We start from the raw sequence: 26561 nt of genomic DNA on the forward strand, positions 1-26561 counted from the left end.
CGTCCCGCATCCTGTTTCCCCATCATGAAAAATCTGCGCATAGGCCTTCGTCTCGGAGGCGGTTTCACCATTCTTTTGCTGATCATGCTGCTCATCAGTGTCACCAGCATCGTCAGCATGGGGCACATGGCCCGCTCGACCACGGAAATCACCGAGGTGGCCCTGGCCAAGGAGCGGATGATCAGCGACTGGTTCCGCAACATCCACTCGGGTTCGCGCCGCACCACGGCCATTGCCAAGAGCAGCGATCCCTCGCTGGCCACCTTCTTCGCCGAAGACGCAGCCGAGTCCTCGCGCCAGTCCAGCAAGCTGCAGGACCGCATCGAGCCGCTGCTGCAGACCCAGGAGGAAAAGGACATCTGGGTCGAGATCAAGAAGGCCCGCGCCGGCTATCTGGCGGGCCGCGACGTGGTGACCAAGGCCAAGGCCGAGGGCCGCGCCGAAGACGCCGAGCGCCTGTTCACCCAGCAATACCAGCCCGCCACGCAGCGCTATATCGACATGGTCCAGCGCCTGCTGGACATGCAGCGCGCGGCCATCGACAGCTCCGCCGCCGATGTGCTGGTGCGCTTCTCGGCCAGCCGAGCCGCCATCATCACGGTGGTCTCGCTGGCCTTTGTGCTGGGCGCGCTGGCCGCCTGGTGGATCACGCGCGGCATCACCAGGCCGCTGGCCGAGGCCCTGCGCGTGGCGCGCACCGTGGCCAACAACGACCTGACCAGCCGCATCACCGTTGATTCGCGCGACGAAACCGGCCAGTTGCTGCAGGCGCTGCGCCAGATGAACGACAACCTGGCCCAGGTCGTGGGGCAGGTGCGCTCGGGTGCCGACAGCATTGCCACGGCTTCGGGCGAGATCGACGCGGGCAACCAGGACCTGTCCTCGCGCACCGAGCAGCAGGCCAGCTCGCTGGAGCAGACGGCCGCTGCCATGGAGGAGCTGACCAGCACGGTCAAGCAGAACGCAGAGAACGCGCGCCAGGCCAATCAGCTGGCCGCTTCGGCGTCGCAGACAGCCGTGCAGGGCGGCAAGGTGGTGGCGGGCGTGGTGGACACCATGGGCGGCATCAGCGAGTCCAGCCGCAAGATTGCCGACATCATCGGCGTGATCGACTCCATTGCCTTCCAGACCAACATCCTGGCGCTGAACGCCGCCGTGGAAGCGGCGCGTGCCGGCGAGCAGGGCCGCGGCTTTGCCGTGGTGGCCGGTGAGGTGCGCGCGCTGGCGCAGCGCAGCGCCTCGGCGGCCAAGGACATCAAGGACCTGATTGCCGACTCGGTCTCCAAGGTGGAGGCGGGCACGCGCCAGGTGGCCGAGGCCGGACGCACCATGGACGGCATCGTGCAAAGCGTGCAGCAGGTCAGCGACCTGGTCGCCGAGATCACCGCCGCCAGCCAGGAGCAGAGCAGCGGCATCAACCAGGTGCACCAGGCGATTTCGCAGATGGACACGGTGACACAGCAGAATGCGGCGCTGGTCGAGGAGGCGGCCGCTGCAACCGGCTCGCTCAAATCCCAGGTGCACCAGTTGGCCGCTGCAGTGAGCGTATTCCGTATCGAGGGCGTGGCGTCCGCTCGTCCGGCGGTGCCAGCCCCAGCCCCTGCCGGACGTGCACAGCCTGCGGCAGCGCAGATGCGCGCTCCTGCCAGGCCGCTGGCCGCGCCTGCGGCTGCTGCGTCCCCGGGCGCACCCGCCGCCAAGCCTGCAGCTGCCAAGCTGCCGGCCTCTCGGCAGTCCGTGCCCGCCACTGGCAAGGACGACGGGGACTGGACCTCGTTCTGAGCCCGGCCAGGTTACTTGGGGGCGCCCAGCTCGTACTTGGAGCCCTCTCCCTGGCCGTCGGTGATGGCGGCGGCCTGGCCGGCGGCCGGATTCACGCCGCCTGCATCTTCCTTGTTGGTGGCACCTGACCCGCTTGCCGGTTCAGACGCCCGGGCGGGCAGCGGCGCGGCAGCCGGCAACGGCTCATGCGGGTCGCCCTTGGCATGGGGCATGACCTGCTCGGCCGTGATCACGGGCTGGCCCAGCAGGGGCTTGTCCGGTGGCGGCTGGTTGAAGCGCGGCACTTCGGCCATGGGAAATCCCGCGCGCTGCGACGAGGTCTCGCCCGAGCAGGCGGCCAGCGTCAGCAAAGAGCTTGCGGCGACGCCCAGGGCCAGCCGTCTGGCAAGTGTCGTGGCATGCACAAATTCATGGGGCATGGTTGTTCTCCGGTGGTCTATCTTCCGGCCGACATGCTCCCACGCGCCCAGGTCTGGTGGCGTAGGTCCATGCCGGATTCCCGGCCGCCGACCACCGCAATCCTTGCTCAGGGCTGGCTGCCGCTGGCCTTCCACGATCCGTCGGACTGCTTGCAGAACCAGAAGCGCCAGTTTTCCGAGGTCTTTTTCAGGCGCACATCGGCCGACAGCAGGCGGCAGCTTCCGGCCGTCCCGGTCTGCACGGTCTGCTGCGGCTGCAAGGCCATCGTCACGCGCTGGTTGGTACGGTTCGGGCCGCTGGTCCATTCGGTCACGGAGCCGTCGGCGGCCTCGTTGAGCACCTTGGCCACGGTGGCCTTGGCATCGGGCAGGTCCCTGGCGGGAATGCGCGCGGCGATGGTGTCGTTGAGGAAGATCGAAGCCGCAGCGCTGGCGCTGGTGGACACCAGCGAAGCGGCAGCGGCCAGCGATGCGACGGTGATGGCAAAGGTTTTCATGCAATGGGTCCTGGAAAGTGGGCCGACGCCCGCAGCGGGGTGTCGGAAGGAAAGTATCGGGCCATGTTAACGGCTGCAATGGCGCCTGCGGGCGTCGCGCGTCGCCGAAACCAGCGCAAGCTGCGCCACAGTGCTGCCGAGGGCTGCGCAAAACGTTTACAGTCCTTGGCGGATTTCCCCGTCCCTTCCTGCCAGAAACTCCACTGCATGCCACGATCCTCCCGCAATCAGAGCACCCAGCGCTTTGCCATTCCATGGACACTTGTTGCCGGCTTTGGCGCGGCGGCACTGGCCACCCTGGTCATTGCCTTCGTCAATTTCAGGGCGTCTGAGACGCGAGGCCAGGCCGTGGTGGCCATGGACCGCACGACACTGGCCATGCGCCAGCTCAGTCAGCTCAATGCTTCGCTCAAGGACGCTGAGACCGGGCAGCGCGGTTTTCTGCTCACGGGCGACCCGGCCTACCTGCAGCCCTACCAGCAGGCACGCGATGTGCTGATGCAGCAGCTGGAGGCGCTCAAGGCGCGCACTTCCAATGACTCCGACCAGCACCGGCTGCTGGCGCAGATCGAGGAGATATCGGCCCAGAAGCTGCGCGAGCTGCAGGAGACCATAGACCTGCGCAAGTCCGGCGATCTGGACGCCGCCATGGCCCTGGTGCGCCTGGACGTGGGCAAGAACGCCATGGACCGGCTGCGCGAGCTGATCGACGACCTCTACACGCACCAGACACGGGAGCTGGCCCAGCGTCGCCAGCTGTGGGTGGAGGCATCCACCACCTCGACCTACTATTCCTGGGGCGGCTCCCTCATCCTGCTGGGCCTGATCCTGGCATCGGCCGCGCTGACGGTGCGCGAGTACCGCGTCAAGGCCCGCCAGTCGTGGGTGACGTCCGGTCTTTCCGGCCTGGGGCAGCAGTTGCAGGGAGACCACCGGCTGGAAGACCTGGGCCAGAAGGCGCTGGAGTACCTGGCCAACTATTTGCGTGCCGATGTGGGCGCCGGCTATGTGGTGGACTGCGCCGATGGCGGGTTGCGCCTGTTCGGCGGCTATGCCCTGCCGCGCGAGCGACTGCAGCAAAAGCTGCTGCCCGGCGAGGGGCTGGCGGGCCAGGCGGCCGCGTCGCGCAAGCTGCTGCATGTCAGCGATGTGCCTGCCCAGCATTTGCAGATTTCCTCGGGCACCGGCCAGTCCAGCCCCTTGCAGCTGATGCTGGTGCCCGCCATGGAAAACGGCGAAGTGTTCGCCGTGATCGAACTGGGCTTTCTGCGCCCCGTGGGCGAAGCCGAGCGCAGCCTGCTGGAGCGCGCCTCCGAATCGCTGGCCGTGGCCATTCGCTCGGGCCTGGACCGTTCGCGCCTGGAGACCTTGCTGGAGGAAACGCGCCGCCAGTCGGAAGAGCTGCAAGCCCAGCAGGAAGAGCTGCGCGTGAGCAACGAGGAGCTGGAGCAGCAAAGCCGCATCCTGCAGGAGTCGCAGACCCAGATGGAGCACCAGCAGACCGAGCTGGAGCAGACCAATGCCCACCTGGAAGAGCAGACCCAGCAGCTGGAGTACCAGCGCGAGCAGTTGCTGCGCGCCCAGGGCGCGCTGACCGACAAGGCCCGCGAGCTGGAGCTGGCCAGCCAGTACAAGAGCGAGTTCCTGGCCAATATGAGCCACGAACTGCGCACGCCGCTGAACTCCACCCTGATCCTGGCCAAGCTGCTGGCCGACAACAGGCCGGGCAATCTGCAGGCCGAGCAGATCAAGTACGCGCAGACCATCCACGCCGCAGGCAGCGACCTGCTGGCGCTGATCAACGACATCCTGGACCTGTCCAAGATCGAGGCCGGCCAGGTCACCGTGGTCGCCGAGCCCGTGACCATTGCCACGGCGCTGCAGACGCTGATGGAGCCGCTGCGCCCGATTGCCCGCGAAAAGGGCCTGGAGCTGTCCTGGACCGTGGACCCGGGCGTGCCCGCCACCATGCAGACCGATCCCATGCGGCTGGCCCAGGTGCTCAAGAACCTGTTGTCCAACGCGCTCAAGTTCACGGCCAAGGGCTCGGTGGGCCTGCAGGTGTCCTGCGCGCCCCAGGGCATGCTGTCTTTCGCGGTGCGCGATACCGGCATCGGCATTGCCGAGCAGCAGCAGCAATTCATCTTCGATGCCTTCCGCCAGGCCGATGGCAGCACGCACCGCAAGTTCGGCGGCACGGGCCTGGGCCTGTCGATATCGCGTGATCTGGCGGGGCTGCTGGGCGGCACGCTGACCGTCTCCAGCACGCCTGGCCAGGGCAGCGTTTTCACACTGACCGTGCCCGTGAGCCTGGAGTCGGCCGAGTCCGGCCCGGCCACGGCCACGACTGCCGCACCGCAGCCTCAGCCGCAGGGGCTGCGAGAGGCCTTGGCAGCGTCGTCCGTGCCCGTGCTCGCAACGGCCAACGTTGCGCCCGCCGCACCTGCGTTCGCGCCGCCCATGTCGCCTGCCATGGCACCTGCCGCGTCGGCGGCAACGGACGCCCTGCGCAAGAGGGGTCAGAGCGGGCGCCGCATCCTCGTGATCGAGGATGACCTGCGCTTCGCGGACATCCTGTCGGAGCTGGCACGCGAGATGGATTTCGAGTGCGACGTGGCCAATACGGCGTCCGACGGCCTGTCCATGGCGGCCGACAATCAGCCCAACGCCATCGTGCTCGATATCAACCTGCCCGATTTCTCGGGCCTGGGCGTGCTGGACCAGCTCAAGCGCAACCCGGCCACGCGCCACATTCCCGTGCACGTGGTCTCGGTCGCGGACTATTCGCAGGAAGCCATGGGGCGGGGTGCCGTCGGCTACGCGCTCAAGCCCGTCAAGCGCGAGGAACTGGTCCACGCCCTGCAGCGGCTGGAGGCCAAGTTCACCCAGGACCTGCGCCGCGTGCTGGTGGTGGAGGATGACGAGCGCCAGCGCGAGAGCGTGCGCCACCTGCTCAGCCGCAGCGATGTGGACATCGTCTGCGCGGGCACGGCGGCGGCCGCGCTGGATCATCTGCGCGGCTCCACATTCGACTGCATGGTGATGGACCTGAACCTGCCTGACATCAGCGGCTACGAGCTGCTGCAGCGCATGACGGACCAGGACGATGTTTCCTTCCCGCCTGTCATCGTCTACACGGGCCGGGCGCTGTCGCGCGATGAAGAGCAGCAGCTGCGGCGCTTTTCCAAGTCCATCATCATCAAGGACGCGCGCTCGCCCGAGCGCCTGCTCGACGAGGTCACGCTGTTCCTGCACCAGGTGGAGTCGGAGCTGTCGGCCGAGCACCGCCAGATGCTGCAGGTCGCGCGCAGCCGCGAGTCTGCGCTGGAAGGGCGCACGGTGCTGGTGGTGGAAGACGATGTGCGCAACGTGTTTGCGCTGTCCAGCATCCTGGAGCCCACGGGCATCCGCGTGGAGATCGCGCGCAACGGGCGCGAGGCGCTGGAGGCGCTGGAGTCTCGCGGCGCAGCGCAGGCCGGTATCGACCTGGTGCTGATGGACATCATGATGCCCGAGATGGATGGCTACACCGCCATGCGCGAGATCCGCAACCGGCCGCAATGGCGCCGCCTGCCCATCATCGCCCTGACCGCCAAGGCCATGAAGGACGACCAGGAGAAATGCCTGGCCGCCGGTGCCAACGACTACATCGCCAAACCGCTGGACGTGGAAAAGCTGCTGTCGCTGGTGCGGGTGTGGATGCCCAAGTAGCAAGGAGGACGCGATGCCTCAGCTGAAAAATAGCCCCCACGCTCCCCTTGCTGCGCAAGGTCCGCTGCCCCCCAAGGGGGCCGCTTTTCATCTTGGGGCGGCCCGGCGATGAAAAAAGCCCGCACCGCCGACATCGAGCAGCGCCTGCTGATCGACGCCATCTACCACCGCTACCACTACGACTTCCGGGGCTATGCCCAGGCCTCGCTCAAGCGGCGCCTGCAGACGGCCCTGGTGCAGTTCGGCTGCCAGACGCTGTCGCAGCTGCAGGACCGCGTATTGCATGATGCAAGCGTGTTCCCGGCGCTGCTGGAATACCTCACGGTCCAGGTCAGCGACATGTTCCGCGACCCGAGCTATTTCCGGGCGCTGCGCACCGAGGTGGTGCCGCTGCTGCGCACCTATCCCTCGCTCAAGGTCTGGGTGGCCGGCTGCAGCGCGGGCGAGGAGGTGTATTCGCTGGCCATCCTGCTGGAGGAGGAGGGCCTGCTGGACCGCACCCTGATCTATGCCACCGACATCAATCCGCATGCGCTGCGCGCGGCCGAGCAGGGCGTGTTCGACATGTCGCGCGTGGCGGCCTTCACCGACAACCATGCGCGCTCGGGCGGGCACAGCTCGCTGTCGCACTACTACACGGCGCGCTACGGCCGCGTGGTCTTCGACAAGGGGCTGCGCGAGCACATGGTGTTCTCCGACCACAGCCTGGCCACCGACAGCGTGTTCGCCGAAATGCACCTGGTGTCCTGCCGCAACGTGCTGATCTATTTCGAGCGCGAGCTGCAGGACCGGGCGCTGGGCCTGTTCCGCGAAGCGCTGTGCCATCGCGGATTCCTGGGGCTGGGCTCCAAGGAGTCGCTGCGGTTTTCAGGGCATTCGGAGGCCTTCGAGGACTTCGTGCTCGAGGACCGCATCTACCGCAAGAAGGCCGGGCTGTGATGCCCGTGACCACGAACACACCCGCCTCCGACGCCGCCACAGCCTACGAGGCCATCGTGATCGGCGGCTCGGCCGGCGCGCTCGACGCGCTATCGGTGGTGCTGCCCGCGCTGCCGGCCAGCCTGCGCGCCTCGGTGCTGGTGGTGCTGCACCTGCCGCGCGATCGCCGCAGCCTGCTGGCCCAGCTCTTCGGCCCGCGCTGCGCCGTGCCGGTGCGCGAGGTGCAGGACCAGCAATGGATCGAGCCTGGGTGCCTGTACTTCGCCCCGGCCGACTATCACCTGCTGGTGGACAGCGGCCCCCGGCTGGCGCTGTCGCTGGATGCGCCCTGGCATTTTTCGCGGCCCTCCATCGACGTGCTGTTCGAGTCCGCTGCGGATTGCTATGGCGAGCGGCTGCTGGCGGTGCTGCTGTCCGGCGCCAATGACGACGGCGCGCAGGGCATGGCCAGCGTGCACGCCGCCGGTGGCCTGGCCGTGGTGCAGGCGCCCGAAGGCGCCCGCATGCCCACCATGCCGCTGGCGGCGCTGGCCCGCGTGCCGCAGGCCCAGGCGCTGGCGCCCGAAGGCATTGCCTCCCTCATTGCATCGCTGCACCGCCAGGGAAGGCTTTGAATGTCCAGCCGGCACGCCCCCACAAGACTAAATACCGAGAGAGAATCCATGCCCCATACAGATCGCGTCAAATGCTTGATCGTCGATGACATCGCCGAGAACCTGATCGCCATCGAGGCGCTGCTGCAACGCGACGGCATCGAATTCCTCAAGGCCCAGTCCGGCCCCGAGGCGCTGGAGCTGCTGCTCAACCACAGCGACGTGGCCCTGGCCCTGCTGGATGTGCAGATGCCCGAGATGAACGGTTTCGAGCTGGCCGAGCTGATCCGCGGCAGCGAGCGCACGCGCCATATCCCGCTCATCTTCATGACGGCCGGCTCGCGCGAGCACAACTGGCAGTTCCGTGGCTATGAGAGCGGCGCCGTGGACTTCCTGTACAAGCCCATCGATCCCCACATGCTGACCACCAAGGCCAATGTGTTCTTCGAGCTGCACCAGCGCAAGCAGGCACTGGCCCATCAGCTGCAGGAACGCACCGAGGCGCTGCGCATCAACGAGATGTTCATGGCCGTGCTCAGCCACGACCTGCGCACGCCGCTGCAATCCATCAAGGCCGCCGCCACGTTGCTCACGCGCCAGCCCGATACGGGCAAGGTGGCCAGCATGGCCGAGCGCATGCTCAGCAGCAGCCAGCGCATGTCGCGCATGATCGAGGACCTGCTGGACGTCACCCGCATCCGCCAGGCGGAAGGCCTGCCGCTGTCACCGCGGCCTACCAGCTTGCAAGCGCTGCTGCAGCGCACGCTGCAGGAAGTGGAGACGGGTTTTCCGCAGCGGCGCCTGGACAGCGAGATGCTGGGCAATCTCGATGGCACCTGGGATGGCGAACGCCTGTGCCAGGTGCTCACCAATCTGGTGGGCAACGCCATGCACCATGGCGATCCGGCGCAGCCTGTGCAGGTGACGGCCGATGGCAGGCAGGACCATTGCGTGGTCATCACGGTGCGCAACGGCGGCACCATTCCTGCGGAGCTGATGCCCACCCTGTTCAACCCGTTTCGCGGAGGAGAGCGCAAGCCGGGCCAGCACCAGGGCCTGGGCCTGGGGCTTTTCATCGCGCACCAGATCGTGCGTTCGCACAACGGGCGCATCGATGTGCACTCCGCCGATGGCGTGACCAGCTTCAGGGTGGAGTTGCCGCGCGAGATGGCAGCGGGAGGCTCCAAGGCCGTGCTGTGACGGCGGGAGCCGATGGACCGGCAGGCCGGTCTCGGAAAAATGGGCTCAGTGGACGGGCCTGGTGTGCAGCGCTTCCTGTATGGAGTCCAGCAGCGTTTCCAGGTCCTCGATCTCGAAGGGCTTGAGCAAGGTCCGCACCTGGGGACCCCAGGCGGCCGGGTAGGGCCCCAGATCGTAGCCGGAGCACAGGATGATCCAGCGCTGCGCATCGGCCTGCAGCAGCTGCCGCGCCAGATCGGTGCCGGACAGGCCCGGCAGACTGACATCGGAGACCACCACGTCGAAAGGCTGGCCCGCATCCAGTTCCAGGGCCTGCTCGGCAGTGGCGCAACTGGTCACGAAACGGGATTCGCTCTCCATCAGCAGGCCAATGGTTTCTCGCAGGTCGGCATTGTCTTCAACGTACAGGATTCGCATATCTCTTTGTTGCAGTGCGTCATGCTGCTATCAAAAAGGCAGCATGGACGAGGGCTGATCATCCACACCCGCCGCCCTCCATCACGTAGGACAGCATGCAAACTTGGTCGACGGTTGCCTTCTGTGCGTGCCAGGCGATGGATTGTGCAATACAAAGGCAAGTCCCACGAACGGCCTGTGCGATCTCAAGTCCGGGCAGTGGGCAGGGGATCCAGCACATGCCTTTGCACGGGCAGGAATTCACCGGCCTGCCGCGAATAGTCCCAGCGCGTGAGCTGCCGGCGCCAGTCCTGGCCTGTGGCGCCATCCCGATGCTCCAGGGTGAACAGGCTGTTGGGCGCATGGGCGCGCAGCCGCACCGAGACCGCGGTGCCCGCCTGCGCTGCCCACAGCCCGGGCAGGGGCTGGACCAGGCCGGGGTCATGCCCATGGCCCGAGAGCACCAGTTGCGCTCCGGCATCGCGCCAGCGGGCCAGGGCCTGCGCGGCGCGGTGAGGACGGTGGCTGCGGTCCTCTTCGTGGGCCGCAGCCAGCGGGTGGTGGCTGACGACGATGCGCCAGTCGGCGGGGCTGGCCTGCTCCAGGCGCTGCGCCACGTGCAGGATCTGCCCGGCCGACAGGCTGCCGCGCTGGTGGCGCCACCAGCGTGTGGTGTCCACGCCGATCACGCAAAAGCCTGGCACGGCGCACCAGGGCTGCAGTTCGGAATCGATCCAGCGCACATAGCGGTCGTGGGCGTGGCCACCCAGCCGTTCCCACCAGGCGAGCAGCGGCAGGTCGTGGTTGCCGGGCACCACCAGTCGCCGGGGCACGGAAAGGCTGTCGAGAAACTCCCGCGCCTGGGCAAATTGCGCAGCCGTGGCGCGCTGGGTCAGGTCGCCGGAGACCACCAGCAGCGTTACCGGCAGCCGGGCCGCCAGTCTGGCCACGGCGGCGCACACGGCCTGATCGTGGGCGCCGAAATGCAGGTCCGACAAATGCATGAGCAAGGCCATGGGCGCTCCTTGTTCCTCATTCGGCGGTCAGGAGGAGGCGGGCTCTGCCGGAGCAGGCACCACCAGCCACAGCGGCTTCTCGCCCAGGCGAAAGCGGATGGGCGGCGCCATCCATTCGCGTTCGCCATCGAAGGCTACCTTCATGCGGCGAGGACGCCGTCCTGCAGGCTCCGCCACCAGCTCGGTACAGGCCAGGCTGGCGACGGCATCGTCCTGGGCCAGCCGTCCCATTACCGCATTCCAGACCACGCGCGCCGGGGCCTCGCTGGCCTGGGGCAGCAGCAGCACGGCGGCCAGATGACGGCCATCGGCCACGGCGCGGGCCTCGTCAATCCCCACGCGCTCCAGCTGCAGCGGGTTGTTGCCGACGAACAGGGTGGTGGCCAGGTGCTCCTGCTGCTGCAACGGCGCATCCCGGTCGGGGCGCAGGGCCACGCGCCAGCGGCGCACGCTGCCGCCGCGCAGGATGCTCCAGATGGAGGCGGCTATGGCCACCAGCCGGGTGCGGCCGAAACGGGTGGACGCGCGTTCGCGTTCGTCGAGCAGGCGGGGGTACAGGCCCAGGCTGGCGTTCACCAGGAAAAGCCGTTCGTTGACCAGGCCCACGTTCACGGCCCGCATCTGGCCGGCCTGCAGCGCCAGGAGAATGTCCTGCACGGCCTGGGCCGGCTCCAGTGACAGCGCCTGCTCGCGGGCGAAGTAGTTGAAGGTGCCCAGCGGTACCACGCCCATGGGCACGCCACGCGACCAGGCAGCCGAGGCCACGGCATTGATGGTGCCGTCACCGCCGGCGGCCACGACCAGGCCGCCGTCCCTGCGGGCACTGTCCACGGCGCTGGCGGCCAACTGCACGATGTCGGCCCTTGCGCCCGGCACATGCCAATGCACGCTGCGCTGCTGCAGCGCCGGCACGCCGGTCAGGCGGGCGCGCAGCTGCTCCAGGTCGGCGCCGGGGCGCAGCGGCACGATCAGGTGGATGGGGCCGGCGGGATCAAGCCTGGGCGGCTGGTTGTCGCAAGATGAGGGCGTCATGGAAGGAAGCGGGCTGGAACAGGCGCCGATTGTTCCGTGGATGGCACCTGCCGGTGCACCGGATCATGCAAGCGGTGCGCGTCAGCCAAAGCCGACAGTCTGCGGGCTGCTGACTGTACCGGCTCACTCGCGCCAGGGGGCGCGGTAGTCCAGCATCTGCGCCAGCGGCACGGGCCGCTCGAACAGATAGCCCTGCGCATGCTCGCAGCCGAGCTCGTGCAGCAGCTGCGCCTGGGCCTGTTCTTCCACACCTTCGGCGACCACCTTGACGCCAAAGCCCTGGGCAATGCGCAGCACGGCGGTCACGATGGCCTTGTCGGACTCGGAAGCCGGCAGCTGGCCCACAAAGCTCTGGTCGATCTTGATGCAGTCAAAGCGCAGGCGGCTCAGGTAGGCCAGGGACGAGTAGCCGGTGCCGAAGTCGTCGATGGCGATCTTCACGCCCAGCGCGCGGATGGCGGCAATGCGCTGCAGCGTGGCGTCGCTGTCGTCCAGCAGCATGGACTCCGTCAGCTCCAGGGTCAGCACCCGGGCGGGCAGGCCGCTGGTGGCCAGCGCCTGCTCCAGCGTGCAGGCGAAGTCGGACTGGATCAGCTCGCGTGCCGACATGTTGACGTGCAGCTCGAAGTCGGCCGGCAGGTGTGCAAGGTGCAGGGCAATATCGTGCGCCGCCGTGCGCAGCACCCATTCGCCGACGCTCAGGATCAGGTCCGACTCCTCGGCCACCGGGATGAACACGCCCGGCGGCACCCTGCCGCGCGTCGGGCTTTCCCAGCGCACCAGGGCCTCGGCACCCACCATGCGGCCCGTGGCCAGATCCACCACGGGCTGGTAGAAAACGCGCAGTTCGTTGCGCTCCAGCGCCTGGCGCAATTCCATGGCCAATTGGGTGCGGCCCAGCATTTTCTGCGCCAGGCCTGGCTCGAACAGCACAAAGGGCTGCGCTGCGCCAGCATTGCGCTGCGCCTCGCCCAGCGCAATGCTGGCGTTGCGCAGCCACTCGGGCAGCGCGCCCGGCAGCAGCTCGCCGCTGACGGCGCCCGCGCAGGCGCGCAGCACGATGTCGTCCTTGCCCACGGAAAATGGCTGGTCGAAGATTTCCAGCAGATGGCGGCATTTGTCCTGCATCTGCTGCGGCGTGCAGTCGTGCAGCCACAGCACGGCGAATTCATTGCTGGCCGTGCGTGCCAGCAGGGCCGGAAATTGCAGATGGTGGTTGAGCAGCCGCTCGGCCACGGCCCGCAGCAACTGCTCGCCCGTGCCATGGCCCACATCGTCGCGCACGCTGCGGAAATTCTGCAGCTCCAGCAGGCACAGCGCGGCAGGGACGGGCGCGCCGGCGTTGGCGGCCGCGTCGGCCCGCTCGATCAGGCCGGCGCGCGTGAGCAGCTGCGTCAGGCTGTCGTACTGCAGCAGGGTGCGCATGTGCTCGAAGGATTCCTGCAGCCGCTGCGCCATGTTGTGGAATGCCGAGACCAGGGACGAGGTTTCCACCACGGACGTGTCCGGCAGCGCCTTCACCGCGCTCCAGTCACCCTGGGCCAGGCGGTTGGCCGCGTCGGCCGCCACGGCCAGGGGGCGCAGCGCCCTGCGCAGGCACCACAGGCCCAGCGCCAGCCCCAGCAAGGCCAGGCCGAAAGCCAGGAAAAGGGTCTGGCGGCTGTCCTCCCGCATGCTGCTGACCAGATCGGACTCGGGCTGCAGCACCAGGATCCGCCAGTCGATGCCGCGCACATCGTGGAAGGGGGTGACTTGCCCGTGGTAGATCTGGCCCTGCTCCGTGAAGCTCAGGTTGATGACACGGTCAGGGCCTGTCCGGGCTGGCGTCGAGCCCTCGCGCGCATGCCCGGGCAGGTGCTCGGGAAGCCGGGCTGCCAGCGAGCGCAGCGCCAGGTCGGGGCTTTCGGACAGGCGCAGGCGCACGGGCGGGTCGTAGGGGCCTTCGCGGCGTTTCAGCACCGACAGCTCGGAGGAGTGCGCCACCATGTAGCCCTGCGCATCGACCACGGCGATATGGCCATTGCCGCGCAGGGGCTCGTCGCGCAGAAAGCGGTTCATGCTGCTCAGCCGCACATCGGCGGCCAGCACGCCGGCCAACTGGCCGGACACACGCACCGCAGTGGCTGCGGAAATCGTGGCATCACCCCGGTCCCCCGTCACCGTGTAGATGGGCGACCAGTGCGGGCCGTCTTCGCGAATGGCGGGCTGGTACCAGGGACGCACGCGGGGGTCGTAGCCGGCAAGGCTGGACATGGGCGGGCCCGGCTGCAGTCCCTCGAAAATCTGCAAGGTTCCCTGGGTGCTGCGGTCCTGAAGAATCAGGCGGTAGTGGCCATCGGGCTCCAGCCGCACCCCCGTGTATTCGCCTTGCACGCCTCCAAAGCTCAACAGGCTGATCTGGTGGTGCTGGGCATAGAGCTCGGTGAATGAGCGTGTCAGATAGCCATAGATGGGCCGCAGGTCTCCGGGGGTGTAAAGCGCCTGCCGAGCCACGGTCTCGGCCAGGGCCTGCTGCACGCGCAGCGGAGTCTCCAGATAGTCGGCCAATTGGTGGCGCGTGGTGGTGGACAGGGAGTCGAGCAGCCGCAGACTTTCGCGATTGATGAGCTGGTCCACCTGGCGCTGCTGCCAAGCCGCCAATAGCCCGGCCGTGACCACAAACACCGCAATGAAGGGGGCCGTGACTGCCGTGCGAAGTGAGAGCCGAAAGGCGGGCATGCAGAGGTTTCCGTAGCGTGCGCCGGGCAGCCAAGGGCCGGGTCTGCCTGCGACAGCGGCCATTGTGCAGTGCCTCGGCAGACTTTCGCGGCAGCGGTCGCCCCCTGTGCAGGAGCTCTCCTGTGGGTGATAGTAAAAATTGTCGATAAATGATTGTCAGTAGAAAAAATAAATAATGAACGGTCATTTGCAGCAACGCAAAGGCATGGTCAGTGCGTCTGCAATGCCTTCCATTGCGGCACTCCTTTTACATATCCGTTTACAAATTGATCTTCATTACATGTAGACATCACATGTAATGGTTGCTATGGTATCCGCATGGAACAAAAGACATCAGCCCACTACCAGCGTCTGCACCGGCAACGGCTGCGCGAGCAGGGGCTGGTGAAAAAGGAGGTCTGGATTCTTCCAGAGTACGGTGCTGCATTGCAGCAATTGGAAAAGCAAATGCGCGTGTCCGGCTTGCAACCGGATTCAATGGTTCTCATCCACAAGGAGGGCAGCATGGACAACAGCAGACAGGCATATCGGGATATTCACGCCTTGGCGGGCGATCTGCAGCAATCAACGCTGGTGCAGGGCGGCCGGCTCCATATCGAGGTGCTTGAAGGCGCGGACGCCAGTCTGCTCATCAGCCTGCCCGAATTCGGCGATCTGCCGGTCCACGTGGCCCTGTCGGGCGACCAGCTCGTGGTGGAGGCCTTTCTCTGGCCCGCCGACCAGGTGCACGACCGCGCCGGCCTCAACGAGCAGATGCTGCGCCTGCAAAAGCTGTTTCCCTTCACCACCATGGCGCTGGAACCCCAGGCCCATGGCGGCGAGGGCTATGTGATGTTCGCCGCCCTGCATGCCAGCAGCAGCGAGGGCGACATCATTTCCGAAATCCTCACCCTGGCCGACAGCGTCATCCAGGCCACCGAGGCGCTGGCCCACTATCTGACCCCTGCGCCGGTGCCCGCGCCAGTGCAGGCCTGAAGCCTGCCCGTTGAAGACACTGAGCCCCAAGGAGATCATCATGACCATCTGGAACAAGCTGGTGACCGCGTTGCGCGGCGCAGCGCACGAGGCCGGCGAGGCGGTGACAGACAGCCAGGCCCTGCGCATCCTGGACCAGGAAATCCGCGATGCCGACAGCGACCTGAACAAGTCCAAGGAAGCGCTGGCCGACATCATGGCCAAGCAAAAGCTGGCGGCCGGCAAGCTCAAGCAGACCCAGGAACGCATTGCCGAGTACGAGGGCTATGCCGTCAAGGCGCTGGACACCAGTGACGAGGCGCTGGCGCTGGAAGTGGCCGGCAAGGTCTCCGTGCTGGAGACGCAGCGCGACGAGGAGCAATCCCAGCTGGATGCCTACACGCAAAGCGTGGAGCAGCTGCGCGTGGCCATACAGACGGCGCAAACGCATATCAAGCGCCTCAAGCAGCAGGCCGACACCGTCAAGGCCACGGAAAGCGTGCAGCGCGCCCAGGCCACGGTGGCCGGCCGCTATGCAGGATCGCAGACGCGCGTGCAAAGCGCGCTGGATTCGCTGGAACGCATCAAGCAAAAGCAGGCCGAGCGCGGTGCGCGCATGGAAAGCGCGGCCGAGCTGGCGCGCGACAGCAGCGAAGACGCGCTGGATGCCAAGCTGCGTGCCGCCGGCATCACGCCCCAGGCGGGCAATGCGCAATCGGTGCTGGAACGCCTGAAGGCGCAGCGCGCAGCCGCTGGCGGAAAAAGCGCTTGATGCGCGGCCGTGGTCCGGGCAGGCCGCGTCGTGCCCGCCGTCCTGGCTGCCGGGTTTGAAGGGAGGAGATAAAACATGTCTGCATTCCTGCAATACGCGTTCGGCTTTCCGACCTTCATCTTCGGCGCCTTGCTGCTGTTCATGCTGCTGTACTGGCTGATCGCCATGCTGGGCCTGCTGGAGGTGGACTCGCTGGACCACTGGGTGTTGTTCGACGGCAGCGACCATGCGCACGGCGTGGAGCACTCGGCCAGCGCGCTGGCCGGGCTGCTGCTCAAGGTGGGCCTGGGCGGCATTCCGCTCACGGTCATCCTCACCGTGCTGTTCCTGCTGTCCTGGCTGGCTTCCTATGTGCTGTGCCATTTCGTGCCCATGCCCCAGGGCTGGACCCTGGTGAACCTGCTGACCGGCACCTTGGTGGCCGTGGCGGCTGCCGTGCTGGGCTTTGCCGCCACGGTGCTGGTGCTGCGCCCGCTGCGGGGCATCGTCAACAAGGTGGCGCCTGCAGAGGAGCCCAAGGTGCTGCTGGGCCGCACCGGCCTGGTGCGCAGCGCCGTGGTGGACGGCACGCAGGGCTACGGCAGCGTGGAGGACGGCGGCGCCGGCCTGAACGTGCAGATGCGCTCGCCCGAGCGCGCACTGGGCCGGGGCACCGAGATCGTGCTCATCGAGCACCTGCCCGAGCACAACGCCTGGCGCGTGGTCAGCAAGGCCGAGTTCGACGGCACCGAGCTGCCGCGCTAGCTCCAGGAATTTCCAGGAATTCCTTCCTATTCGTTCCCATTGATTCCCATTGGCCCGGGCGCCCGTGCGGCGGGCGCGGCCTTTGCGTTTTTCAGCGTTTTCACAGATAGCAATTCACAGGGGAGATTCGCATGAACATGAGCAACATGGAGTGGTACATCGTCGCCGGGGTGGTGATCGGTTCCGTCTTCGTCGTCATCCTCGGGCTGTTCGCCCTGGTCAAGGCCTTCTACATCAAGGTCCCGCAGGGCACGGCGCTGATCATCAACGACACCACCTCGCAGCCCAAGGTCAAGTTCACGGGCGGCCTGGTGCTGCCGGTGATCCACAAGAAGGAATTCATGCAGATCTCGCTGCTGACGCTGGAGATCGACCGGCGCGGCAAGGAAGGCCTGATCTGCCGCGACAACATGCGCGCCGACATCACCGTGGCCTTCTACCTGCGGGTCAATGAAACGGCCGAGGACGTGCTCAAGGTGGCCAAGGCCATCGGCGTGGACCGGGCCTCGGACAAGACGGCCGTCAACGACCTGTTCAACGCCAAGTTCTCCGAGGCGCTCAAGACCGTGGGCAAGCAGATCGAGTTCGTGAAGCTGTTCGAGAACCGCCAGGATTTCCGCGACCAGATCATCCATGTCATCGGCAACGACCTCAACGGCTATGTGCTGGAGGACGTGGCCATCGACTATCTGGAGCAGACTCCCAAGTCCTCGCTGGACCCCAACAACATCCTGGATGCCGAAGGCATCCGCAAGATCACCGAGCTGACGGCCAACCAGAACATCGTCACCAACGAGCTCGAGCGCAACTCCGACCTGGCCATCACCAAGAAGAACGTGGAGACCAAGGAAGCCATGCTGGCGCTGGAACGCCAGCAGGCCGACGCCGAGGCCCGCCAAAAGCGCGAGATCGCCACCATCCAGGCGCGCGAGCAGGCCGAGACCCAGAAGGTGCAGGAAGAAGAGCGCCTGAAGGCCGAGCAGGCCCGCATCCAGACCCAGGAGCAGCTGGACATCCGCGAGGAAAATCGCCAGCGCGAAGTGGCCGTGGCCCAGCAAAACCGTGAGCGTGCGGTGGTGATCGAGGTCGAGAAGGTCACGCGCGCCAAGGAGCTGGAGATCGTGGCCCGCCAGCGCGAGGTGGAGCTGCAGCGCATCGAGAAGGAAAAGGCCATCGAGGTCGAGAAGGCCAACATCGCCAATGTGGTGCGCGAGCGCGTGGTGGTGGAAAAGTCCGTGGCCCAGGAAGAGGAACGCATCAAGGAAGTGCGCGTGGTCTCCGAGGCCGAGCGCATGAAGCAGGTCACCGTGCTGACTGCCCAGGCCCAGGCCGAGGAAGACCTGGTGCGCCAGGTCAAGAAGGCGGAGGCCGAAGAGGCCGCCTCGCGCCACAAGGCCGTGGAAGTCACGACCATGGCCCAGGCCGAGCTGGAGGCGGCCAGCAAGACCGCCGAGGCCAAGAAGAAGCTGGCCGAGGCCATCGAGGTCGAGCGCGCCGCGCCCGGCCTGGCCGATGCCAAGGTGCGCGAAGTCACGGCCGCCGCCCTGGAAAAGGAAGGCCTGGCGCAGGCCAGGGTGATCGCCGAGAAGATGATGGCCGAGGCCAAGGGCCAGCAGGAAAAGGGCCTGGCCGAGGCGCGCGTCATCGAGGCCACGGCCGACGCCAACGAAAAGCAGGGCCTGGCCGATGCCAAGGTGCTGGAAGAGCGCCTGCTGGCCCAGGCGCGCGGCGAGGCCCAGGTGGGCGCGACCAAGGCCTTGGTCACCCGCGACGTGGGCACGTCCGAGGCCGATGTGCTGCGCGACAAGCTCTTCGCCGAGGCCAAGGGCCTGACCGAAAAGTTCACCGCGCTGGCCTCGCTGTCCGACCAGGCGCGCTCGCATGAGGAGTTCCGCATGCAGCTGGAGAAGAACTTCGAGCAGGCGCTGGCCGCCATCGAAGCCAACAAGAGCGTGGCCAAGGACCAGTCCGAGGTGCTGTCGGCCGCGCTCAGCAAGGCCAACATCGACATCGTGGGGGGCGAGGGCGCCTTCTTCGACAACTTCGCCAAGGCGCTGTCCGTGGGCAAGGCCGTGGAAGGCGTGGCGGGCAAGAGCCCCATCGTGCAGGACCTGATCGGCAAGTTCCTCAGCGGCAAGGGCGGCGCATCGCTGCTCAACGCGCTGGGCGACGGCAAGGGCCTGCCGCCCACGCAGAGGGTCGACTGAACGGTCGATTCAACGGCCGACTGAACGGGGCGGCCGCCCGGCCGCTCCCTCCGCCGGCTGCCCAGCCTCCCGCATCCGCCTTCGTCTTCGCCTGCCTGCCCGCCCGTCTGCCGGCCGGCGGGGAAAGGCGTGAATGGTCCCTGACACGCGAAAGCCCGTGACGCCCATGTCCCAACCGTCCCAACCGTCCCAACCGTCCCAACCGTCCCAACCGTCCCCATCGTCCACACCGTCCTCACCGCCCCTCTCCCCCGACACTGCCGCCTCCGCCGTGGACCAGGCAGTCGCCAGCGGCGGCTCCTACGAAGTGCTGGCCAAGCGCCTGGACGGCCAGGGGCAGGCGCTGGAGGCGCTGGTGCGCCAGCTCAACGAGGAGCGGCTGGAGGAATTCGGCCGCAGCCAGATGGAAGTCATCGGGCGCATGCGCGTGCGCACCGAAAACAACTGCCTGGGCCGCGACATCGCCCAGGTCGGCGGCTACCTGCTGTTCGGCTACAACGTCTTCATGGGCCTGAAGCAGTCCACGCGCGTGGAAGACGTGTTCGGCCTGTACCGCCTGCACGAGGGAGAGCAGGGCTACGAGGTCACTCCCGTGGACCTCAAGGACAGTTTCCTGGGCATACAGAGCTTCGTGCAGGACTTCCAGGAGCTGTACGCCTACTACAAGAACACGCGGCTGATGCAGCTGGCCGTGCGCGACGGCAAGCTGCTGGCGAGCTTCCAGATCGGCGAGCGCCTGTCCGATGTGCGCGTGTTCCGCTGGTCCGTGCCCGTGGACGGCCAGCCCATACGCTACATAGACAACCGCGGCGAGCGCGACATCGAACTGCCTGCGCCCCATGACTTCGAATGGCAGCGCGCCGGGCGCGAGCAACTGGTGCAGGGGCGCCACCCGCACATCAACGTGCTGGACAAGGTCTTCGTCGAGACCCTGGGCGGCACGCTGACCATCAAGGTCGAGAACAACACCAACGACGGACTGGGCATCTACAGCGAGCCCGTGCAGGAGAAGAACCAGTCGCTGGACGACGCCGTGTTCGAGTACGCCGCCGTCGGCAGCCTGATCCTGCTGAAGATCCTGCCCTACCGCGAAGAGCAGTGGCGCTACCTGATCTTCAACACCGTCTCCCGCCAGGTGCTGCGCATGGATGCCATCGGCGCGGCCTGCATCCAGCTGCCGCAGGACCACGGCATCATCTTCCCGGGCGGCTACTACCTGCAAAGCGGGGAGAACCGCTCGTTCGAGCAGAACATGCAGGGCATGCGCTACCGGCGCAGCATCCGATCGCCCAACGGCGAGGACGTGCTCTACGTGTTCTACGAGCCCGAGAGCGGGCGCATGGCGCTGTTCAAGTACAACCTGATCGAGCGCGCCCTGCAGCCGCCCATCATCGGCCACGGCCATGCGCGCATGGACGACGGGCGCATCGTCATCTTCGCGGCCGAGAGCAACGAAGCCTCGCGCGTGCACCCCATGCAGGTCTGGCGCACGCCCTTCGCCTCGGACGACTACGCGGCGCGCCAGCCGCAGCGCGACAGCTTCCTGGGCCGCATAGGCAATGCCGAGCTGGTCAGCGGCATCTCGGACCTGTACAGCGTGCGCAAGGAAATCGCGGCCACCGAGGTCTCGCTGCCGCGCTACGAGCGCCTGATCGACGCCGCGCGCCGCCTGTTCGAGCGCTACCACTGGCTGGGCGCGCCGCAGCTCAAGGGGGTGCACGAGACCCTGCTGGGCATCGTCGCCACGGGTGATGCGGTCATCGACGAGTACGAAAAGGTCGAGAGCATCCGCAATGCCTCGGCCAAGGCCATGGGCGAGGTGTCCGGCCGCCATGGCCGGTTGCTCAAGCAGTTGCGCCTGGCGGACTGGAAGGGCATTGGCGAATACGTGGATGCGCTCACCCAGCTGGGCCAGCTGCGCGGCCAGCTCATGGCCACGCGCGACCTGCGCTATGTGGACCAGGCCGCCATCGACACCATGGTGCAGGGCGTCAACGAGGCCCAGGCCGATGTCTCCCAGCGCACGGCCGCCTTCATTGCCACCGACGAGGCCATGCAGCCCTATGCCGATCAGCTGCAGGCGCTGGACCAGGCTGCGCAGGCGGCAGCCACGGTGGCGCAGATCAACGAGCCGCTGGCGCGCATGGCCGACATGGCGGCCGCGCTGGACATGCTGTCCGAGCTGATGGGCAGCCTGTCCATCGACGACGCCACGCAGCGCACCCAGGTGGTGGACCGCATCTCGGCCGTCTACGCGCGCCTGAACCAGGTGCGTGCACGCGCCGAGCAGCGCAGGTCGGGCCTGGGCGGCGCCGAGAACGTGGCCCAGTTCGCGGCCCAGCTGGCGCTGTTCTCGCAAAGCATCGTCAGCGCCCTGGGCCTGGCGCAGACGCCCGAGAAATGCGACGAGCAGCTGGCGCGCCTGCTGGTGCAGCTGGAGGAAATCGAAAGCCGCTTCGGCGAGCACGAGCAGTTCCTTGGCGACATCATGGCCAAGCGCGAGGAAGTGCTGGAGAGCTTCGAGGCGCGCCGCCAGTCGCTGCAGGACGAGCGCCAGCGCAAGGCGCAAGGCGTGCTGGACGCGGCCCTGCGCATCGTGCAGAGCCTGCCCAAGCGCACCGAGAAACTGGCCAGTGCCGACGCGCTGCATGCGTTCTTTGCAGGCGATCCGCTGATCGGCAAGCTCAAGGAGCTGTCCCAGCGCCTGCGAGAGCAGCTGCACGACCCGGTCAAGGCCGACGATATCGACGGCCGCGTCAAGAACCTGCGCGACCAGGCGTTTCGCGCGCTGCAGGACCGCAGCGAGCTGTACGAAGGCGACGGCGCCATCATCCGCCTGGGCCGCCACCGCTTCAGCGTGGGCAACCAGGAACTGGACCTGACCCTGCTGCCGCGCAACGGCGCATTGTTCCTGCACCTGGTCGGCACCGAGTATTTCGAGCCCGTGGACAATCCCGAGCTGGCCGCTTTGCAGGCCTACTGGGATGCCTCCACGCCGGCCGAATCGGCAGACTTCTATCGCGGTGAATACCTGGCCCTGGAAGTGGTGCAGGCCGCACGCCAGCGCCGTGACGGCTGGAGCGAGGCCCGGCTGGCCCAGTTGCTGCCCGACGAGGCGGCACTGACCCAGGCCATCCGCGAATTCTCCGCGCCGCGCTACCGCGAAGGCTATGAGCGCGGTATCCACGACCATGATGCGGCCCGCATCCTGCAGGTGCTGCTGCCCCTGCGCGATGCCGCCGGCGTGCTGCGCTTTGCGCCCGACGCCCGTGCGCTGGCCCTGCTGTTCTGGAGCGCACAGGCCCAGGTGCAGCAGCCGCAGCTGGCTGCCGCCATGGCGCAGTGGCCGCTGCGCGCCCAGCAGGCCCAGGCCATGCAGCAGATGTTCGGCAGCGAGGCCGAGCAGCTGAGCCTGCGCGCCGACATTGCCGAGCGCCTGCGCGCCTATGCCGACGAGCGGGGCCTGCTGCGCGACCTGCTGCCAGGACAGGCGGCGCCCGCAGACAGCGATATCGACAGCCTCATCCACGGCGCCGCCGACTACCTGCAGGCCGAGCTGGCGCAAAAGGCCGTGCGCTTTTCCTTCTCCAGCTACAGCCAGTCGGCCATTGCCGCACTGCAGGCCGCCGTGCAGCAGCAGGCCCAGCCGCTGCAGCGCTGGGAGGAAATGCAGGCCTACTGGCAGGGCGAGGACCGGCACGACAAGCCTTTGGCGCCGCTGGACCAGCGCTGGCGCAGCGCGCTGCACTGGCTGCAGACCGCCTGCCGCGCGCTGGACGACGGGCAAGGGCAGGCCTGGCTGGCCTATTGCGGCGAAGCCGCCGCCTGGCTGTGCTGCGCCGGCCCACTGCCCTGCAAGGTCAGCAATGTGGACCTGCGCCATGAAGTGCCGGGCCTGCTGGGCCAGCATCCGCGCATTGCGGACGGCCGCATGTGGCTGCAGATCGACGACCTGGGCCAGCGCGCCGCGCGCCATTTCCGCAGCTTTGTCCCCGAATTCGGCCGCTACCAGGCGCTGCGCCAGCAGCTGCTGCAGGACTGGCGCTCGCGCGTGCGGGTGGACGAATTCAAGGCCCGGCCGCTGTCGTCCTTTGTGCGCAACCGGCTCATCAACGAGATCTACCTGCCCGTGATCGGCGACAACCTGGCCAAGCAGATCGGCGTGGCCGGCGAGAACAAGCGCACCGACCAGATGGGCCTGCTGATGATGATCTCGCCGCCCGGCTACGGCAAGACCACGCTGATGGAGTACGTGGCCAACCGCCTGGGCCTGATCTTCATGAAGATCAACGGCCCGGCGCTGGGCCACTCCGTGCGCTCGCTGGACCCGGCCCAGGCGCCGGACGCCACGGCGGCCAAGGAGCTGGAAAAGCTCAACCTGGCGCTGGAGATGGCCAACAACGTGATGCTGTACATCGACGACATACAGCACACGCACCCCGAGTTCCTGCAGAAATTCATCTCGCTGTCGGACGGCACGCGCCGCATCGAGGGCGTGTGGAAGGGCCAGACCCGCACCCACGACATGCGCGGCAAGCGCTTTTGCGTGGTCATGTCGGGCAATCCGTACACCGAGTCGGGGGAGGTCTTCAAGATCCCCGACATGCTGGCCAACCGTGCCGACATCTACAACCTGGGCGATGTGCTGGGCGGCATGCAGGAGGTGTTCAAGCTCAGCTACATCGAAAACAGCATGACCTCGAACGCCGTGCTGGCGCCGATGGCCACGCGCAGCCTGCAGGACCTGTACCTGCTGCTGGACAAGGCGCAGGGCAGGGATGTCTCGGGCAACGCGCTGTCGCACGACTATTCATCGGCCGAGCTGCGCGAGATCGAGGCCGTGCTGGCCCGCATGGTGCAGGTGCGCGAGCTGGTGTTCAAGGTCAACCAGCAGTACATCCAGAGCGCCGCGCAGGACGACGGCTACCGCACCGAACCCGCCTTCAGGCTGCAGGGCAGCTACCGCAACATGAACAAGCTGGCCGAAAAAATCACCCCGGTGATGAACGACCAGGAAATGCAGCAGATGCTGGCCGACCACTACCAGGGCGAAGCGCAGATGCTGACCACGGGCGCCGAGGAGAACCTGCTCAAGCTCGCCGAGCTGCGCGGGCAGATGAGCGACGAGGACAGCGCCCGCTGGCAGCAGATACGCCAGCAGTTCCTGCGCCGCCAGGCCGCAGGCGGCGCCAATGCCGACGCCGCCACGCGCGTGACGGCGCAGCTGGTCGACCTGGTCGCCGCCACGCGCGAGGTGGCCCAGTCGGTGGCCCAGCCCCAGCAGCAGGCGATGCAGGAAGGCGCCGCCGAACAGTTCCAGCTCCTGCAAGCGCTGCAGGCACTGCTGGCCCGGCTGCTGCAGACGCAAAGCGCCGCAGGCGACTCGCTGCACGGCATACGCGAGCTGATGGCGCAAAGGGCGGCCAGCGAGCCCGCCAGCACCCAGGCCGGCACCCCATCGGAGGTGCAGGCCGCCCAGGACCGTCAGGCCCTGGTCCACATGCTGGGCCAACTGCTGACCCGGTCGCTGGCCCAGTCCCTGGAGCCCGTGGTCACGCACCTGGACCAGGCCCGCCGACAGCAGCTGGGCCTGCACCGCGTGCTGATGCAGGTGGCCACGCGCATGCAGGAGCAGATCGACGCCCAGCGCGCGGGCCGCCCCGTGCCGGCTGCGGGCGCCATACGCTCCGAGGAAATCGACAAGGCCTTCGAGCGCATGCAGCGCGGCGACATGCCGCCTGCGGCCTAGGCGCTGCGCCGGGGCCGGGGCAGGGCCCATCGGCAAAGGCTGGGGCGCCTTGCTGGCGCTGCCTTTGCATGGGCCGGGGCCCTCGCACGTCTGCATGCGCTGATCCGTCATCGGACAACCCGATGTCCCGGACGTTGGACCATCACCTACAACCCGGGGCGCGTCCCGAACCGATGCTTGGAGTGGCGTGTCCGCAGCAGTGCGCACGCCCCACGAAGAGCCAACACGATGGACGCCCCATGGAACACAACACCCAGCTTTCCGTTTCGCGCAGGGACCTGCTGATTGCAGGTGCCTCCACGGCTGCGGCAACGGCCGTGCCCCGATCGGCCGGCGCGCAAGTGCAGCCTCCCTCCATCCCCGAAGGGGTCCAACTGCCCGTCACCCTGCAAGTCAACGGCAAGGAACACCGCCTGGACCTGGACACCCGCACCACGCTGCTTGACGCCCTGCGCGAGCACCTGCACCTGACCGGCACCAAGAAAGGCTGCGACCATGGCCAGTGCGGGGCCTGCACGGTGCTGGTGAATGGCCGGCGCGTGGTGTCCTGCCTGAGCCTGGCCGTGATGAACCAGGGCGCCGCCGTGACCACCATCGAAGGTCTTGGCACGCCGCAATTCCCGCACGCCATGCAGGCCGCCTTCGTGCGGCATGACGGATTCCAGTGCGGCTACTGCACGCCGGGGCAGATCTGCTCTGCCGTGGGCGTGCTCGATGAAATTAAACGCGGCATGCCCAGCCATGCCAGCGAAGACATCGTGGCCCAGCCCCTGGTGTCGGCCCATGAACTGCGTGAACGCATGAGCGGCAACCTGTGCCGCTGCGGGGCGTATTCCAACATCGTCGATGCCATCGCCGAAGTGGCAGGGGAGGGGCGGACATGATTGCCTTCACCTACGAACGCGCCCAATCCCCCGCGCAGGCTGCCGCCGCCGTGGCGGCCCGGCCGGGCGCCCGCTTCATCGCCGGGGGCACGAATCTGCTGGACCTGATGAAGCTGCAGATAGAAACCCCCGTGCATCTGGTCGATGTCAACGGCACCGGCATGGATACCGTGGAGCCCACCGCCCAGGGCGGGCTGCGCATAGGCGCGCTGGTGCGCAACAGCGACCTGGCCGCCCATGCGCGCGTGCGGCGTGACTACGGCGTGCTGACCCGCGCCCTGGTGGCCGGCGCCTCTGGCCAATTGCGCAATATGGCGACCACGGGCGGCAATCTGCTGCAGCGCACGCGCTGCCCGTATTTCTACGACACCAATATGCCGTGCAACAAGCGTGTGCCGGGCAGCGGCTGTTCGGCCATTGCCGGCGTGAGCCGCCAGCATGCGGTGATCGGCGGCAGCGAGGCCTGCATTGCCACCCACCCCAGCGACATGGCCGTGGCGCTGCGCGCGCTGGACGCCACGGTGGAAACCATCCAGGCCGGCGGCAAGGCCCGCGTCATCCCCATTGCCGACTTCCACCGGCTGCCCGGCAGCACGCCGCATGTAGAGACGGCCTTGCAGGCCGGCGAACTGATCACCTCCGTCACCCTGCCGCCGCCGCCGGGCGGCACGCACATCTATCACAAGGTGCGCGACCGCGCTTCCTATGCGTTTGCGCTGGTGTCGGTGGCCGCCATCGTGCAGCGCGACGGCAGCGGGCGCGTGGCCCTGGGCGGCGTGGCGCACAAGCCGTGGCGTCTGGAGGCTGCCGAAGCGTTGATGCCGCAGGGCGCCAAGGCCGTCACCGACCGCCTGCTGGCAGGCGCCCGGCCCACGCACGACAACGCCTTCAAACTCACGCTGGCCGAGCGCACGCTTGCCTCCGTGCTGGACCAGGCCAGGAACTGAC

Annotated in this window: 18 protein-coding genes; 12 read left to right on the forward strand and 6 right to left on the reverse strand. The window is 67.4% G+C overall.

Annotation, left to right across the window (positions count from 1 at the left end; genetic code table 11):
- Window positions 1–24 precede the first annotated feature (24 nt).
- Window positions 25–1782: a methyl-accepting chemotaxis protein gene (locus tag G4D77_RS30500; protein ID WP_047328078.1), complete on the forward strand. Its 1758-nt coding sequence runs from the start codon at window positions 25–27 to the stop codon at window positions 1780–1782.
- Window positions 1783–1793: 11 nt separating this feature from the next.
- Here the strand turns inward: G4D77_RS30500 and G4D77_RS30505 are convergent, their stop codons facing one another.
- A complete protein-coding gene (locus G4D77_RS30505; protein ID WP_034367181.1) occupies window positions 1794–2201 on the reverse strand; it encodes a hypothetical protein in 408 nt (135 codons plus the stop codon).
- A 107-nt stretch (window positions 2202–2308) separates the two neighbouring features.
- Window positions 2309–2698 carry a hypothetical protein gene (locus G4D77_RS30510; protein WP_047328079.1) on the reverse strand — a complete coding sequence of 130 codons (390 nt, stop codon included), beginning with the start codon at window positions 2696–2698 and terminating at the stop codon, window positions 2309–2311.
- 207 nt (window positions 2699–2905) lie between these two features.
- Between G4D77_RS30510 and G4D77_RS30515 the strand changes: the two genes are divergently transcribed.
- From G4D77_RS30515 to G4D77_RS30530, 4 genes are all read left to right on the forward strand, one after another.
- On the forward strand, window positions 2906–6409 hold the full coding sequence (locus tag G4D77_RS30515; RefSeq protein WP_034367184.1) for a response regulator: 3504 nt from the start codon (window positions 2906–2908) through the stop codon (window positions 6407–6409).
- A 108-nt stretch (window positions 6410–6517) separates the two neighbouring features.
- Entirely contained in the window at window positions 6518–7348 is an 831-nt protein-coding gene (locus G4D77_RS30520; protein ID WP_126311358.1) for a CheR family methyltransferase, read from the forward strand.
- Window positions 7348–7962, forward strand: a complete 615-nt coding sequence (locus tag G4D77_RS30525) for a chemotaxis protein CheB (protein ID WP_016453388.1) — start codon at window positions 7348–7350, stop codon at window positions 7960–7962. Before G4D77_RS30520 ends, G4D77_RS30525 begins: the two co-directional genes overlap by 1 nt.
- 48 nt (window positions 7963–8010) lie before the next feature.
- Complete coding sequence (locus G4D77_RS30530) at window positions 8011–9141, forward strand: hybrid sensor histidine kinase/response regulator (RefSeq protein ID WP_016446968.1); 1131 nt, start codon at window positions 8011–8013, stop codon at window positions 9139–9141.
- A 45-nt stretch (window positions 9142–9186) separates the two neighbouring features.
- Here G4D77_RS30530 and G4D77_RS30535 read toward each other — a convergent pair whose 3' ends face one another.
- The 4 genes from G4D77_RS30535 to G4D77_RS30550 all read right to left on the reverse strand — a co-directional run bounded on the left by G4D77_RS30535 (window position 9187) and on the right by G4D77_RS30550 (window position 14303).
- Complete coding sequence (locus G4D77_RS30535; protein WP_016446967.1) at window positions 9187–9558, reverse strand: response regulator; 372 nt, start codon at window positions 9556–9558, stop codon at window positions 9187–9189.
- Between the two features lie 185 nt (window positions 9559–9743).
- Entirely contained in the window at window positions 9744–10553 is an 810-nt protein-coding gene (locus tag G4D77_RS30540) for a metallophosphoesterase family protein (RefSeq protein ID WP_016453389.1), read from the reverse strand.
- A 27-nt stretch (window positions 10554–10580) separates the two neighbouring features.
- Entirely contained in the window at window positions 10581–11585 is a 1005-nt protein-coding gene (locus G4D77_RS30545; RefSeq protein WP_047328080.1) for a diacylglycerol/lipid kinase family protein, read from the reverse strand.
- 123 nt (window positions 11586–11708) lie between these two features.
- Window positions 11709–14303 (reverse strand): bifunctional diguanylate cyclase/phosphodiesterase, encoded by a 2595-nt coding sequence (locus G4D77_RS30550; protein ID WP_462805103.1) that lies wholly within the window; start codon window positions 14301–14303, stop codon window positions 11709–11711.
- Window positions 14304–14807: 504 nt separating this feature from the next.
- On the opposite strand from G4D77_RS30550, the gene G4D77_RS30555 reads away from it, so the two are divergent.
- From G4D77_RS30555 to G4D77_RS30585, 7 genes are all read left to right on the forward strand, one after another.
- A complete protein-coding gene (locus G4D77_RS30555) occupies window positions 14808–15278 on the forward strand; it encodes a YjfI family protein (RefSeq protein ID WP_227469518.1) in 471 nt (156 codons plus the stop codon).
- 40 nt (window positions 15279–15318) lie between these two features.
- Window positions 15319–16029, forward strand: a complete 711-nt coding sequence (locus G4D77_RS30560; RefSeq protein ID WP_016446962.1) for a PspA/IM30 family protein — start codon at window positions 15319–15321, stop codon at window positions 16027–16029.
- Between the two features lie 75 nt (window positions 16030–16104).
- Entirely contained in the window at window positions 16105–16773 is a 669-nt protein-coding gene (locus tag G4D77_RS30565) for a hypothetical protein (RefSeq protein WP_017405589.1), read from the forward strand.
- Window positions 16774–16904: 131 nt separating this feature from the next.
- Window positions 16905–18980, forward strand: coding sequence for a hypothetical protein (locus G4D77_RS30570; RefSeq protein WP_046240080.1), 2076 nt, complete (start codon window positions 16905–16907; stop codon window positions 18978–18980).
- A 133-nt stretch (window positions 18981–19113) separates the two neighbouring features.
- On the forward strand, window positions 19114–24729 hold the full coding sequence (locus tag G4D77_RS30575; protein ID WP_154834280.1) for a DNA repair ATPase: 5616 nt from the start codon (window positions 19114–19116) through the stop codon (window positions 24727–24729).
- 239 nt (window positions 24730–24968) lie between these two features.
- Window positions 24969–25613, forward strand: coding sequence for an aldehyde dehydrogenase iron-sulfur subunit PaoA (gene paoA, locus G4D77_RS30580; RefSeq protein ID WP_154834281.1), 645 nt, complete (start codon window positions 24969–24971; stop codon window positions 25611–25613).
- Entirely contained in the window at window positions 25610–26560 is a 951-nt protein-coding gene (locus tag G4D77_RS30585; protein ID WP_154834282.1) for an FAD binding domain-containing protein, read from the forward strand. Before paoA ends, G4D77_RS30585 begins: the two co-directional genes overlap by 4 nt.
- Window position 26561: the final 1 nt, after the last annotated feature.

The organism is Delftia sp. WY8 (assembly GCF_018437695.1).
GTDB lineage: Bacteria > Pseudomonadota > Gammaproteobacteria > Burkholderiales > Burkholderiaceae_C > Comamonas > Comamonas tsuruhatensis.